General features: G+C 51.6%; 12 protein-coding genes. 3 read left to right on the top strand and 9 right to left on the bottom strand.

All coding sequences use genetic code 11. From position 1 onward, the window contains the following. Positions 1-5: 5 nt before the first annotated feature. From QOL74_RS10580 to QOL74_RS10560, 5 genes are all read right to left on the bottom strand, one after another. The gene (locus QOL74_RS10580; RefSeq protein ID WP_283409443.1) at positions 6-560 is read right to left on the bottom strand and encodes a glycerol-3-phosphate responsive antiterminator; all 555 of its coding nucleotides are present in this window, start codon (positions 558-560) and stop codon (positions 6-8) included. Continuing rightward, complete coding sequence (locus QOL74_RS10575) at positions 557-1,555, bottom strand: HAD-IIA family hydrolase (protein ID WP_283409442.1); 999 nt, start codon at positions 1,553-1,555, stop codon at positions 557-559. The genes QOL74_RS10580 and QOL74_RS10575 overlap by 4 nt, the downstream gene beginning before the upstream one ends. A gap of 570 nt (positions 1,556-2,125) precedes the next feature. Continuing rightward, complete coding sequence (locus QOL74_RS10570) at positions 2,126-2,602, bottom strand: glutathione peroxidase (protein ID WP_283409441.1); 477 nt, start codon at positions 2,600-2,602, stop codon at positions 2,126-2,128. Positions 2,603-3,186: 584 nt separating this feature from the next. Continuing rightward, on the bottom strand, positions 3,187-3,576 hold the full coding sequence (locus QOL74_RS10565) for a hypothetical protein (RefSeq protein WP_283409440.1): 390 nt from the start codon (positions 3,574-3,576) through the stop codon (positions 3,187-3,189). A 167-nt stretch (positions 3,577-3,743) separates the two neighbouring features. Beyond that, complete coding sequence (locus QOL74_RS10560) at positions 3,744-3,884, bottom strand: hypothetical protein (RefSeq protein WP_283409439.1); 141 nt, start codon at positions 3,882-3,884, stop codon at positions 3,744-3,746. A gap of 119 nt (positions 3,885-4,003) precedes the next feature. On the opposite strand from QOL74_RS10560, the gene QOL74_RS10555 reads away from it, so the two are divergent. The 3 genes from QOL74_RS10555 to QOL74_RS10545 all read left to right on the top strand — a co-directional run bounded on the left by QOL74_RS10555 (position 4,004) and on the right by QOL74_RS10545 (position 7,250). Next, entirely contained in the window at positions 4,004-5,500 is a 1,497-nt protein-coding gene (locus QOL74_RS10555; RefSeq protein ID WP_283409438.1) for a DUF1538 domain-containing protein, read from the top strand. After that, on the top strand, positions 5,487-6,152 hold the full coding sequence (locus tag QOL74_RS10550; protein ID WP_283409437.1) for a P-II family nitrogen regulator: 666 nt from the start codon (positions 5,487-5,489) through the stop codon (positions 6,150-6,152). Before QOL74_RS10555 ends, QOL74_RS10550 begins: the two co-directional genes overlap by 14 nt. 108 nt (positions 6,153-6,260) lie before the next feature. Continuing rightward, on the top strand, positions 6,261-7,250 hold the full coding sequence (locus QOL74_RS10545) for a D-cysteine desulfhydrase family protein (RefSeq protein WP_283409436.1): 990 nt from the start codon (positions 6,261-6,263) through the stop codon (positions 7,248-7,250). A gap of 276 nt (positions 7,251-7,526) precedes the next feature. On the opposite strand, the gene htrA is transcribed toward QOL74_RS10545, so the two are convergent. The 4 genes from htrA to yycI form a co-directional block, all read right to left on the bottom strand. Continuing rightward, complete coding sequence (gene htrA / locus QOL74_RS10540; protein ID WP_283409435.1) at positions 7,527-9,350, bottom strand: serine protease HtrA; 1,824 nt, start codon at positions 9,348-9,350, stop codon at positions 7,527-7,529. 18 nt (positions 9,351-9,368) lie between these two features. Beyond that, a complete protein-coding gene (locus tag QOL74_RS10535) occupies positions 9,369-10,175 on the bottom strand; it encodes an MBL fold metallo-hydrolase (protein ID WP_283409434.1) in 807 nt (268 codons plus the stop codon). A 17-nt stretch (positions 10,176-10,192) separates the two neighbouring features. Continuing rightward, the gene (murA, locus tag QOL74_RS10530; protein WP_283409433.1) at positions 10,193-11,479 is read right to left on the bottom strand and encodes a UDP-N-acetylglucosamine 1-carboxyvinyltransferase; all 1,287 of its coding nucleotides are present in this window, start codon (positions 11,477-11,479) and stop codon (positions 10,193-10,195) included. Between the two features lie 192 nt (positions 11,480-11,671). Then, complete coding sequence (gene yycI, locus QOL74_RS10525) at positions 11,672-12,547, bottom strand: two-component system regulatory protein YycI (RefSeq protein ID WP_283409432.1); 876 nt, start codon at positions 12,545-12,547, stop codon at positions 11,672-11,674. Position 12,548: the final 1 nt, after the last annotated feature.

Below are 12,548 nucleotides of genomic sequence, written 5' to 3'. Positions count from 1 at the left end.
TGCTGTTATTGTTGATACCAGCATTGAAATCCACTGAGTGAAACCGCGTCGGCACCGGCATCAAAGGCCATCTGAATTTCTTCCCGCTGATGAATGAGCCCGCCGACGATTAAGGGCAGGGTGAGGGACTGTCGCAGTTCCCTGATCACCCGGGGAATCACTCCCGGCATTACCTCCACAGCATCGGGCTGGCTGTGGCGCAGGTTTTTGATGCCCGCCTGAAGGCCCCCGGTGTCGATGAGAAACAGCCGCTGCACTGTGATCAGCCCGTGTTTTTTCGCCAGTTGCACCACCTGGCTTCGGGTGGTGATGATGCCGTTTGGTTTCAGCCGCTGCGCCACGTACTCCAGGCCCTTGGCATCGGTGGCCAGCCCCTGAATAAAATCCACATGGAGAAAAACCCGGCGCTGTGCTTTGTGAATGGTGGCAATGGTGTCTGCCAAACTCATGAGATCCCCGTTCATGACAAACAGGGTTTTTACCTGAGAATAGCCCAGTGCCTGGACCAGCCCCTGGTGATCGTGGATGGTGGCAATCACTTCCTGTTGGTGTGTCATCATGCCGGCTCTCCCTTCCTGTTTACTGTCAGGCTGACTGACCCCGATACCGGCTCCGGCAGGGGCAGGTGTTCCATGGAAGCGTAGGTGTAGGTGGCTTCCACCTGCGGCCGGTCATCCATGAACTCGGTGATGCCGCTACGCAGAAACAGGGTGTCCATTTCCAGCGCCCGGCCCATGGGCATATCGGTATAGGGGGAATCTCCCACAAAAAGGCACTGGGCCGGCGGTGCGGTTAGTTTTTCTTTAACGGCCTGCTGCATCCAGCGGAGTGGTTTTCCCAGGAAAACCGGCTCATGGGGAATACAGGCTTCGTACAGTTTGCTGAGGGCCCCGCTGTCAAGAATGCGGCCCTGCTCAACCGGACAGTACACATCGGGATTCATCACCAGCAGGTGTGCTCCCCTGTCAAGCTGCTGCAACCCTTTTGCCAGTTGACGGCAGTCCAGTTCCATGTACATGCCCAGTAAGACATGGGTATACTCCCGGCGGTTTCCCGCCGCTGCCACGTGGTCAATGGTCCAGCCCCGGCGGCTGATTTCTTTTGCCACTTCAGGATGAATCACGCCCAACAGCCTCACCGGCTGTGGCTGATTTTGTGGCCGGGCCTGTGATTGAGCCTGTTGTTGTGGATGGATCTGTGTTTGGGTTTGTTGTTGCTGAGGCTGTGGTCGATCTTGTAGCTGTGACTGATGCCGGGCCTGTGATTGGGCCTGTTGTTGCTGTGGTGGTGTCAGTTGTGGACATGCCTGAAAATGAAGATACTGGTGGAGGGCATCCACCGGTGTGACAATTTCGCTTTCTGCCGCCTGAATGCCCAGACGGTTCAGCTTTGTCGCCAGCATTTTCCCTGTTTGCAGAGGGGTATTGGTGACAAAAAGAACCTGTTTTTGCCGGTTCCGCAGTCTTTTTAAAAAATGATCCACTCCATTCAACACCCGATTTTGGCGAAGCAGCGTCCCGTCAATATCAAATAGATACGTGGCGTACTCTTTCACCTTCTTTCCTCCCTCAACGCAGGCCATTCTGCCGGCGCCTGTTGTTTTCTGAAATGGTTTTTTCTGGTTTTGCTTCACTGGTCTGTGACAATGATTTGCTGAGCGATCTGCTTCAAACCCACTTTGCAAACGCGCCTTCCCCTGCGATGCACCACCTGTTTAATGACACTAAAAAAGCAACCGGGGAGATGGTCGTTTGCACCACAACCACTGTTCTGCTTCAGCCTTCCCCTTCTTCCCTTGATGAAAACATCTCCACCAGGGTTTCTGTGGTCTGCTGCTGCAAATCGTGGTCACTGTTGCATGACTCCTCTCACAGGTTACTCTGTTTTCTCCGACCCATGATGTTGAGTTTTTGATCGCTTGACTGATCGCTTTTATTGTACCAGCGGTGGCGGCCCGCTGCGTTAAGATCAGGTAAAAAGCCTGTCATTATTTTGTTAAGGAGATGCCGGATTGTTGTCCAAATACCGTCACAACCCCTGCCAAAGCTTTTGTTACCGGGCTTTTGGCAGGGGTTGTTTTCAAATGCTGCTTATGAACTTCTCTCTGGAACAATGACTATCCAGTTCAAGACAACTGTTTTTCAATATCTTTTCTCATTTTTGCCGGCGCGGTGGTGGGGGCGTACCGCTTGACCACCTGGCCACTGGAATCGATGAGGAACTTGGCAAAGTTCCATTTAATGTCACTGCCCAACAGGGATTTTTTCTCCTGCTTCAGGTATTTAAAAATCGGATGGGCATTTTCTCCATTCACATCAATTTTTTCAAACATGGTAAAGGTAACCCCGTAGTTTAACTGACAAAACTGTTGAATTTCATCGTTGCTGCCCGGGTCCTGGTTGGCGAACTGGTTGGTGGGAAAACCAAGAATTTCGAACCCTTTGTCCCGGTAGTCCTGGTACATGGCTTCCAGCTCTTTGAACTGAGGTGTCAGCCCGCATTTGCTGGCGGTGTTCACCACCACCACCACTTTTCCCTTATAATCTGCCATGCTCACTGTTTCACCGTCGATATTGGTTGCTGATAATTCATAGAATCCCATTATATTCCATCCTCTCTTTTGTCAGCCTTGCGGCTTTCAGTTCCATTATATAAATTCTTGATACTTTGATACTTTGGTTCTTTGGTTCTTTGGTTCTTTGGTTCTTTGGTTCTTTGGTTCTTTGGTTCTTTGGTTCTTTGGTTCTTTGGTATGAAGTTCTTGTGGAAGGAATCGATATGCTTTTTACATTTTAATCAATTGAATTGCGTGCAATTTATATAGTTAAATTATCACGATCTCTTCGATATGTCAACACTTTTTCATACACTTGACATTCAAAAAGTGACATTTTCTCAGAATAATTTTGTCCTTTTTAGATGACATTTTCTCAGACTATTGACATGTTTTTTCATACACTTGACACACTTTCTCAGTGTTTCATCTGCCTTTCAGCATGATTCACAGGCCCGGGAGAATGCTTTTTCTGCCGGATTGCCGGCTCTGTGTAACCTGCTTCCTCTGACGGTTTAATAAAACCTGTTTCACTGCAGGTTTTCTGCCGCTGCGATAATGGTATCCAGCACATGCTGAATGGGACTTTCCTGCTCCGGGTGTCTCCACGAGACCTCTTCGTATTGGAGAAATCACGTTTCGCAGAGATTATCCTCCTGATCATAGGAAAAGTTGTCGGAAATGCGGTATCTGTTCTGACGGGCATCCACATGCCACTTTTGGATGTCATAGAGGGCTGTTCCTGGCAGATTTTCATAGGTCACCCTTACCCACGTATCAATAATTTCATTGCCTTCACCATCTGTCCATTGTTTCAGCGACCCGGCATCAAAAGCATACTGCCGCCATTCATCAAAGGTGACTGTTTCCCACCGGGATTCATCCTGAGGAGTGAGGCTGTCTTCTTCCGGTGAAGGGTTTGTTTCCGACATGGTGCACCCTTGCATTCCAATGAACAGCATTGCCACCACCGTCACTGCCAACAGGCTTTTTTTGGTTATTTGCTCACTTTTATCGCTCATCTGCCCAGTCTCCTCTTCCTCATGTTAATGGTTCTTTATGATGATTCGCTGCTTGTCTCATTACTACCCGGTAAAGTGCGATGGTAACCGGATGCACATAGAAAGCACCTGGTTGAACCGGTTGTTACTGCTGCCTGATCTCTGCCAGGATTCTCCCGGCCCTTCTTTCAACACTCCTGCACTGCTTGTAGCACTTTTCTTGCTCTGAATACTTTCCCTGCTTCTATTCCCTGCACTGCTTTTACTGCCTTCATTGCTTTTACTGCCTTCATTGCTTTTACTGCCTTCATTGCTTTTACTGCCTTCATTGCTTTCCCCATGAGTTACGTCTATAATAAGAATAAGATGAACTGCTGTATCAACCCGCTGTGAACCGGATGTTTCTAATATGTGAACCGGATGTCTCTACTAAAGGAAGTGGACTTTCATGAACATCCTGACAGAAAAATTAAAGGAAGTGCTGACGTCGGTCTTACCCATTACGGTGATTGTGCTTCTCTTCGGTCTGACCATCACACCCCTGAGCCTCCCCCTGCTGGTGCGATTTTTGCTGGGCGCCCTGCTCATTGTTCTGGGCCTGGCATTCTTTCTCATTGGTGTCGATATTGCCATCGCTCCTCTGGGAGGCCTCACCGGCACCAGTCTCACCAAGACAAACCGGCTTTCCATTGTGATTGCCGCAGGCTTGATTCTGGGTTTTTTTATCTCCATTGCTGAGCCCGGTCTGATTGTACTAGCCAACCAGGTGGATGCCGTCACTGCGGGGCAGATCTCCAGTATAGCCATTTTGGTGGTGGTGTCTGTGGGTATGGCCATTATGCTGGCCTTCGGCTTTATTCGTATTGTTGCCAACGTGCCCCTTTTTAAGATATTAACCTTTCTATACGGCATCATTTTTTTGCTGGCCATTTTCACTTCTTCCGAGTTTCTGGCCATTTCCTTTGATGCCTCCGGTGCCACCACCGGTGTGCTGGCGGTGCCTTTTATTCTATCCCTTGCCGTGGGGGTCTCCCATCTGAAAAAAGACAGTAAAGCCTCTGAAAAAGACAGCTTTGGCCTGGTGGCCATCACTTCTGCCGGAGCCATTCTTGCTGTATTGCTCATGGGAATTCTATCCCCTGCAGATTCTTTCGCCGGCACGTTGCCGTCGAGTGTCACTGCCGCCACAGGCATCCTTCGCCCGTTTCTCGGGGTGATACCGATTGTGCTGCGGGAAAGCTTCATGGCCGTGTTGCCTTTGCTGGTCATTTTACTGGTGCTTCAGAAAATCACTTTTCACCTGAAATCCCGGGCTTTTTTCCGAATGGTGAAAGGCTTTGTGTATGCTTTTTTGGGGCTCTTCATTTTTTTAACAGGGGTTAATGCCGGTTTTATGGAAGTGGGCAGTGAAGTGGGCCGGCGCCTGGCAGAGATGAATCAGCCCCTTTTACTGATTCTGGTTGGCTTTGTGCTGGGAGTGGTCACCATTCTGGCAGAACCGGCGGTGTACGTACTCACCCATCAGATTGAAGAGGTCACCAGTGGCTATGTGAAGCGAAACGCAGTGCTCATTGCCCTTTCACTGGGGGTGGGAGCTGCTGTCGCCCTGTCGATGCTGCGGGTGGTCACACCCGGTATTGCCCTGTGGCATTATCTGCTGCCGGGATATCTGGTGGCCGTGGGCCTGATGTATGTAGTGCCCAAGCTTTTTGTCGGGATTGCCTTCGATGCAGGCGGGGTGGCCACCGGCCCCATGACCGCCACTTTCATTCTGGCCTTCACCCAGGGGGCTGCCGATGCGGTGGAGGGTGCCAGCGTGTTATTGGACGGCTTCGGCATGATTGCCACCGTTGCCCTCACCCCTATTATCACACTGGAAATTCTGGGACTTTTGTTTGAAATAAAATCAAAAAAGGAAGGGGTGAAGGCGAATGATGCATCCTGAGGGTTGCCGGGAGTTTGAGCTGATTTGTGTCATTGTTAATTTTGGAATGGGCAGTAAAATCATTAAACATGCCAAGCAGCACGGCGTCACCGGCGGCACCATTTTTCTGGGAAAGGGAACCATTCGCAACACATTGCTGGCCTTTTTGGAACTGAATGAGGTGCGCCGGGAGATTGTGGTCATGGCGGCAGAGAAAACAACTGCCCGGGAAGCCATGCAGCAACTGAATGACAAATTTCGATTTGATAAAGCCAACCGAGGCATCGTCTTCAGCACAGGCATTGTGTCTGTGCTGGGTGCTGAAATGCTGGCCTGTGACCAGCCGAACGAATCAGAAGGGATGGGAGATGCCATGCATCAGGCCATTATGGTGATTGTTGACCGGGGAAAAGCTGAAGAAGTGATTGAAGCCGCCACAGAGGCAGGCTCAAGGGGTGGCACCATTATCAATGCCCGGGGTTCGGGTATTCATGAAACCAGCACCCTTTTTGCCATGGAAATTGAACCTGAGAAAGAAATTGTGCTCATTATTTCTGAAAACCACCAAACCAAAGCCATTGCTGCCACCATCCGGGAGAAGCTTCATATCGACGAGCCAGGCAATGGGATCATCTTCATTCAGAATGTGACCCAAACCTTTGGATTGCATTAATGGCACGCCTTCAATTGAACTGTGTTAATGGCAGCACCTTAATGGACCTGCCTTCACGGAGTTTTTCCATGGAATGACGGGCACAAAACGAAGGGGAGGAATGTGACTATGGGATTACCCAAGAAGCTAACGCTGGCCCACCTGCCAACACCCGTTGAAAAACTGGAACGGCTGTCTGTCACCCTGGGCAAAGAGCTGTATTTGAAGCGGGATGATTTCACCGGCATGGAACTCAGCGGCAACAAGGTGCGCAAGCTGGAGTTTGCCCTGCAAGAGGCTTTGGAGCAGGGGGCGAAGGTGCTCATCACCTGCGGCGGCCTTCAGTCAAACCACGCCCGGGCGACGGCGGTGGCCGCACGCAAGCTGGGGCTGGACTGTCACCTGGTGCTGCGGGGACGCCCCCAGGGACCAGACCATGGCAACCTGTTACTGGATCAGCTGCTGGGCTGTACGTTTACATTCATGGAACCGGAAGATTTTAACGATGGCCATCTGCAGGTGATGGCCACCCTGAAGGCGGCCTATGATGAAAAGGGAACTCCGGCATATCTGCTGCCCATGGGCGCTTCCAACGCCATTGGCACCTTCGGCTATGCTGCTGCTTATGAAGAAATACGGCTGCAGGAAGACACCCTTGAGGCACCTTTTGATACTATTGTCTGTGCCGTTGGTTCCGGCGGCACCCACGCTGGCCTGGTGCTGGGCAATATGCTGGGAGGCAGCCGTCACCGGGTGGTGGGGGTTCCCATTACCGATGACAGCCGGCTTTTTCGGCCCATCATCACCCAGCTGACAACGGAATGCCTGGGCCGTGTGGCTCCGGGAACACCGCTGCCTTCAGAAGAAATCACCTTTCTGGATGGTTACAGTGGCCGGGGTTATGCCCTGAACACGCCGGAGGAAATGGCGTTTATTCGACGCATCGCCAGAGAGGAAGGCGTTTTTCTTGACCCGGTGTATACGGGAAAAGCTTTTCGGGGTCTGGTGACAGAGATTGAAGAGAACACCGGCTTCTTTGCCGATTCCCAGCGTATTCTTTTCGTCCACACCGGTGGGCTTTACGGCCTGTTCCCCAAATCAGAAGAATTTCTTTTTTAGTATGCTCTGCCGTCAATGATGCCCAATCTATGCTGTCTTCCATCTATGAGTAAAACTGCCTACAGCAGTTTTACAGTGATTAAGTGATAGTGAATAGCGAATAGTGAATGAAAAGCTTAAAACCATTACCAAAACGTTATCCACAGCTTTTGCGCATACTATTTCCTGTGCCTTAAAAAAACGCCCCCCTGGCAGGCCTGAAATCTTATGATTTCAAGTAACTGATCAGTGGGGCGTTGTCATGGGCATTGATAAAATTTTGCTTCGGGTACTGCCTTAATCCTGGAGCACAATGGTGACGGTTTCTTCCCGGGTGTTGCGCAAGTAGGTGACGGTGGTTTCATCACCCGGACGATATTTGTAAAGCTCACGAATCAGCTCACCCATGGTTTGCACCGGTTGATCCCCAAGGGCAATGACCACATCTCCCGGGCGCAGATCAGCGACTTCGGCAGCCGATTCAGGCACCACTTCCACAATATAGACGCCCTTATCAACACTGAGAGGAACACCGGTGGCATCTTCCACATTTTCGGCATTAAAGCCTCTGATGCCCAGGTACACCCGGCGGAATTCGCCCCGCTCGATGAACTGATCAACAATGGGTTTGGATGTATTGATGGGAATGGAAAAACCAAGGCCTTCCCCGGTTTGGATTTTGGCAGTGTTGATGCCAATCACCTGCCCCCGTGCGTTGAGAAGAGGGCCGCCGCTGTTGCCAGGGTTAATGGAAGCATCGGTTTGTATGAGATTATCGATGATTTGGTTCTGGCTCACGGCTATACTGCGGTTCAGCCCGCTGATGACGCCCTGGGTGAGGGTGCGTTCAAAGTTCAGTCCCAGGGGATTGCCAATGGCCACCACAATTTCACCCACAATGAGTTCATCGCTGTTGCCCAGCTCGGCCGGCACCAGATCGACGGCACCTTCAATTTTAATGACCGCCAGATCCATGGACTGCTCAAACCAGAGGACTTCTGCCGGAAGCTGGCTGCCGTCGTGGAGAAGCACCATGACTTCGTCTGCCTGGCCGTCCCGAATCACGTGGGAGTTGGTAAGAATATAACCCCGCTCATCAACGATAACACCGGTGCCCAGCCCTTCTGAGCGCTGGGGTCCGGAGAAAAATCCTTGCTGCATCTGCACTGTGGTGATTCCCACCACAGAGGGCATGGCCTTTTGGGCGACAGCGCTGTAAACCGTCAGGTCTTCATGGGGCTGAATCACCACTGATGAGCCCTGATTTCCACCCCCGGTGGCAATTCCCCGAACTTGAAGAAGGGTTGGCAGCATGGCATAAAAGAGGGCAAAGCTGAGAACTGCCCCCGCCAGCACCGCCGCCAGCAACATGGTGAAAAGGGTGCGACGGGGCAGCAACCGGTGACCTTTGGGGATGGGGAGATGTGCCGCTTTAGATATCATCGCTTCTGTTGAAGAAGCCGTTGAAGATGCTGCTGAAGAAGTATCTGACACGGTTTCTGGAGCAGCTGTTGTGGCATGGAAGCCTCCTGATACAGCCATTTGAGCCCCGTTTATGGGGGCAGCCTGATCATCCAGCTTGCGGGGTTCCCCCACCAGGTCCACCTCAAAGGTGTCTTCCGGTTCTTCAAGGGTTACATCTGATTCCTGTATCTCGTGCGCCTCAGGATTTTCAGGCTTATCGAAAGATATGTCGTTTTGGGAAGGCATGCCGCCTTCCAAAGCTTCCGGGTTTTCCTGAGTTTCTTGATGATCGGGATTTTCCTGATGATCCCGGTATGACACAGGTTCATCCATTTCCTCTGGTTCATTTGTCTTTTCAAGCCGTTGCGGCTGTAAAGGTTGCTTATTCTCTGGCTGCAGCGTGATCTGAAACGGCTCTTCTTCTGCCTGATGAATGGATTCCTCGTCAGTTTGAAGTCTTTCTTTGACTTCCGGTGTCTCTGGTTTTTCAGGAAACGGCTCTTGCTGCTGCATTTCTTTTGCTTCCATTTCTTCCATCTGGTTTTTTTTCAGATCATCCGATTGTTGTTCGTGTACCTGTTTTTCTTCCTGTTGGTGATTCTGCCGGTGTGACTGTTTTCCTTGCATTTCCTGTTCTGTTCGTTTTTCTTTGTCCATTTTTCAACACCTCTTCCATTATGTACCCGTGGCAAATCGGTACAAACAGCTGACATGCTCGCGGACAGACAAATTCAGTTCCAGATCCCTGCCAGGCACCATGCCGTTTTCTGCCAGTATGCCGGTGACGGTGGAAAGGGCCAGGGCGGGAAAGTTATTTTCCCGGCTGAGATGCGCCAGCAGCACTGACTTCACATTGTTGCGCACCATGTCCACCACAGCCATCCCTGCGGCTTCATTGGACAGATGCCCCAGGTCTGACAAAATACGGCGCTTTAAGGGGTAGGGGTAATGCCCCACCTGAAGCATGTCCACATCGTGATTGGATTCCATGATCACCAAATCGGCATTTTCAACGGTTTTCATCAGGGTGGTGGGAATCTGCCCCAGATCAGTGGCGATGCACACCTTCACTTTGCCTGTTTCCATGACAAAACCCACCGGTTCCGCCGCATCATGGGAAAGGTGGTAGGGTGTGATTCCAATGCTTCCCACAGCGAAGGGCTTCTTTGAATCAAAAATACGCTGATGCTCCGGCTTGATGTTTCCCAGTTTGGGTGCCATGGCTTCCCAGGTGGCAGCGTTGGCATAAATGGGTAAGTCAAAGCGCCGGGATAAAATCCCGGCACCCTGGATATGGTCCTGATGTTCGTGGCTGATGAGAATCCCCGTCAGCCGGGCGGGGTCAACGCTGACATCTGTCAGACGCTGCTGAATCTGTTTGCCGCTGAGACCGGCGTCAATGAGCAGGGCTTCTCCGTTGTTGCTGAGAAGGTGACAGTTGCCGCTGCTGCCGCTGGCCAGGGTACAGAATAAGGTTTCCATGCTGATGCCTCCCGCGGTTAGTCTTCCACGGTGACCCGGTGCACATCTGCTCCCAGGTTTTGAATTTTTTCCTGAAACAGGTCGTAGCCCCTGTCCAGAAAATGAATGTTCTCCACTTCGGTGGTGCCTTCGGCCATGAGCCCGGCAATCACCAGCGAAGCCGCCGCCCGCAGATCGGTAGCGGTAACGGTGGCTCCCATGAGATTATCCACACCTTCAATAACTGCCACCCGGCCTTCCACTTTAATGTTGGCGCCCATTTTTTTCAGCTGATCCACATGTTTAAACCGGCCTTCAAAAATGGTTTCGGTGACGATCCCAATGCCCTTGGCCACAGAAAGAAGGGCGCTCATGGGCTGCTGTAAATCGGTGGGAAACCCGGGATACACCAGGGTTTTAATGTTGACATTTTTCAGGGGTTTGGTGGCATTCACCCGCACACTCAGGGATTCATCTTCTTCGGTGATTTCAACGCCCATTTCTTTCAGCTTGGCGGTGACCGACTCCAAATGCTTGGGAATGACTTTGTTCACCACCACATCACCACCAGTGGCGGCAGCGGCGATCATATAGGTGCCGGCTTCGATCTGGTCGGGAATCACGGTATGGTTACAACCACCCAGTTTTTCCACGCCATTGATGCGAATCACGTCGGTTCCTGCTCCACGAATTTCGGCGCCCATGCAGTTGAGAAAGTTGGCCACATCAACAATATGAGGTTCTTTGGCTGCGTTTTCAATCACGGTGCGGCCTTCTGCCATCACCGCTGCCAGCATCACGTTGATGGTGGCGCCCACGCTGACCATATCAAGGTATATTTCGGTGCCCACCAGCTTTTCCGCTTCAACGGAAATAATGCCGTGCTCAATGGATACAGTGGCTCCCAGGGCTTCAAAGCCTTTGATGTGCTGATCGATGGGACGCACACCAATATTGCACCCGCCAGGATAGGCAACGCGTGCTTTTTTAAAGCGGCCCAGGGCAGCTCCCAGAAAATAGTAGGATGCCCGCAGGTTTTTTGCCATGTCGTAATCAGCATAGCATTCGGTCATGGTGGTGGTGTCGATGTGAAGGGAATGAGATCCATTCACAGGGTTCAGGCCATTTTCTGTGACAGTGGCTCCCAGGTCACGGAGAATTTGTGTCAGTATTTTGATATCGCTGATGCCCGGCAGATTATCGATCACACAGGGCGCACCCGCCAGTACCGTTGCCGGAATCAGTGCCACCGCTGAATTCTTGAATCCGCTGACATCCACCTGGCCTTTCAGTTTAACGCCGCCTTTAATAATCAGTTTTTCCATATGGTACCCGGCAGTTAAGCCGGAGATTCACCACCCTTATCCACTCGTAGTCTGTTGCGGTTTTCCTGACAAAAAAACAAGCACCGATGTCTGAGAATGAAATGCCTGTGTGCTTGTCTGCCGAAAAAAACTTTCAAGAAGACTTTATGCTATTTGGGTGGTTTTGTCAAGTTTTTCGTTGTGTCATGGGTATCAGAAGGCTTCCTGATAAAAGGTGGTGCCGTTTTTTAAGACGATTTTCCAGGCAGGCACTGCTGTTCCCGAGGCCACGCTTTCCCACTGGGTAAAGGGATCCTGGGTCAGGGCAAAGTAATAGCCTGCTTCCACACGACTGACCACCACAGGGCCATCACCCCGGTGTACCCGGCCAATCTCATCCAGCTTGCGCAGCAATGCTTCAGGGGCGCTGATCATCACCCGGGGAGTGCCGGTTTGATCTGAAGCAGCCGGATCTTCCAACAGGAGGGCTTCCACTGCCACAACGCCCCGCTGGTTCATGTAGACATGCACATAGCTTTCGCCCACAAACCGGCCCTGATAGGTCTGTTCATAAACCAGTTTGTGCAACGGTTCTGCATCATATTCCGGCACCATGCCCAGATAGATCTGGCTGAGGGTGAGCCCTCCTGTGGAGAGATCGTAGTTCTCCAGCAGCGCCTGGCTGACAGTTTCCAGGGTTTCTTCCCTCAGATCAGCGGGAGGTGACAGGGGTTCTGCCGGCTGCCAGGCCAGAAGTTTGTCATTGGTGATGGTGACCCGTCCACCTGTGCCCTGGTAGGTATGGGGGGCAATTTGTTCCCAGTTGTCTCCCAACAGGCGGGTGATCATGCTGTTTTCAAAAAAGCGATAGGTGACGGTGATGGCGCTCAGGGAGGGGGTCTGCCGGGGCAATGGTGTTTCCAGTACCACGTTTTCATCCTCAAGAAAAGCCAGTGTTTGCTGCAGATAGGCCTCAGTCACTCCGGCGGCTTGCTGCCGGGTGGGATCTGTCACCAATGCTGCCACCAGCAAGAGATTGGTGATCAAAAAGGCAACGATAAGGATGGTTTTGGCTTTGGTCCAGTCCACG

The organism is Anoxynatronum buryatiense, assembly GCF_900182905.1.
Taxonomy (GTDB): domain Bacteria; phylum Bacillota; class Clostridia; order Peptostreptococcales; family Tindalliaceae; genus Anoxynatronum; species Anoxynatronum buryatiense.
Note: the sequence above shows the minus strand (reverse complement) of the source record. Positions and strands in the feature narration are given on the sequence as shown.

Coding starts and splice junctions, on each gene's coding strand:
- QOL74_RS10580 (WP_283409443.1), bottom strand. CDS start 560: ATGATGACACACCAACAGGAAGTGATTGCCACCATCCACGATCACCAG.
- QOL74_RS10570 (WP_283409441.1), bottom strand. CDS start 2,602: ATGGGATTCTATGAATTATCAGCAACCAATATCGACGGTGAAACAGTG.
- QOL74_RS10565 (WP_283409440.1), bottom strand. CDS start 3,576: ATGAGCGATAAAAGTGAGCAAATAACCAAAAAAAGCCTGTTGGCAGTG.
- QOL74_RS10560 (WP_283409439.1), bottom strand. CDS start 3,884: ATGAAGGCAGTAAAAGCAATGAAGGCAGTAAAAGCAATGAAGGCAGTA.
- QOL74_RS10555 (WP_283409438.1), top strand. CDS start 4,004: ATGAACATCCTGACAGAAAAATTAAAGGAAGTGCTGACGTCGGTCTTA.
- QOL74_RS10550 (WP_283409437.1), top strand. CDS start 5,487: ATGATGCATCCTGAGGGTTGCCGGGAGTTTGAGCTGATTTGTGTCATT.
- QOL74_RS10545 (WP_283409436.1), top strand. CDS start 6,261: ATGGGATTACCCAAGAAGCTAACGCTGGCCCACCTGCCAACACCCGTT.
- htrA (WP_283409435.1), bottom strand. CDS start 9,350: ATGGACAAAGAAAAACGAACAGAACAGGAAATGCAAGGAAAACAGTCA.
- QOL74_RS10535 (WP_283409434.1), bottom strand. CDS start 10,175: ATGGAAACCTTATTCTGTACCCTGGCCAGCGGCAGCAGCGGCAACTGT.
- murA (WP_283409433.1), bottom strand. CDS start 11,479: ATGGAAAAACTGATTATTAAAGGCGGCGTTAAACTGAAAGGCCAGGTG.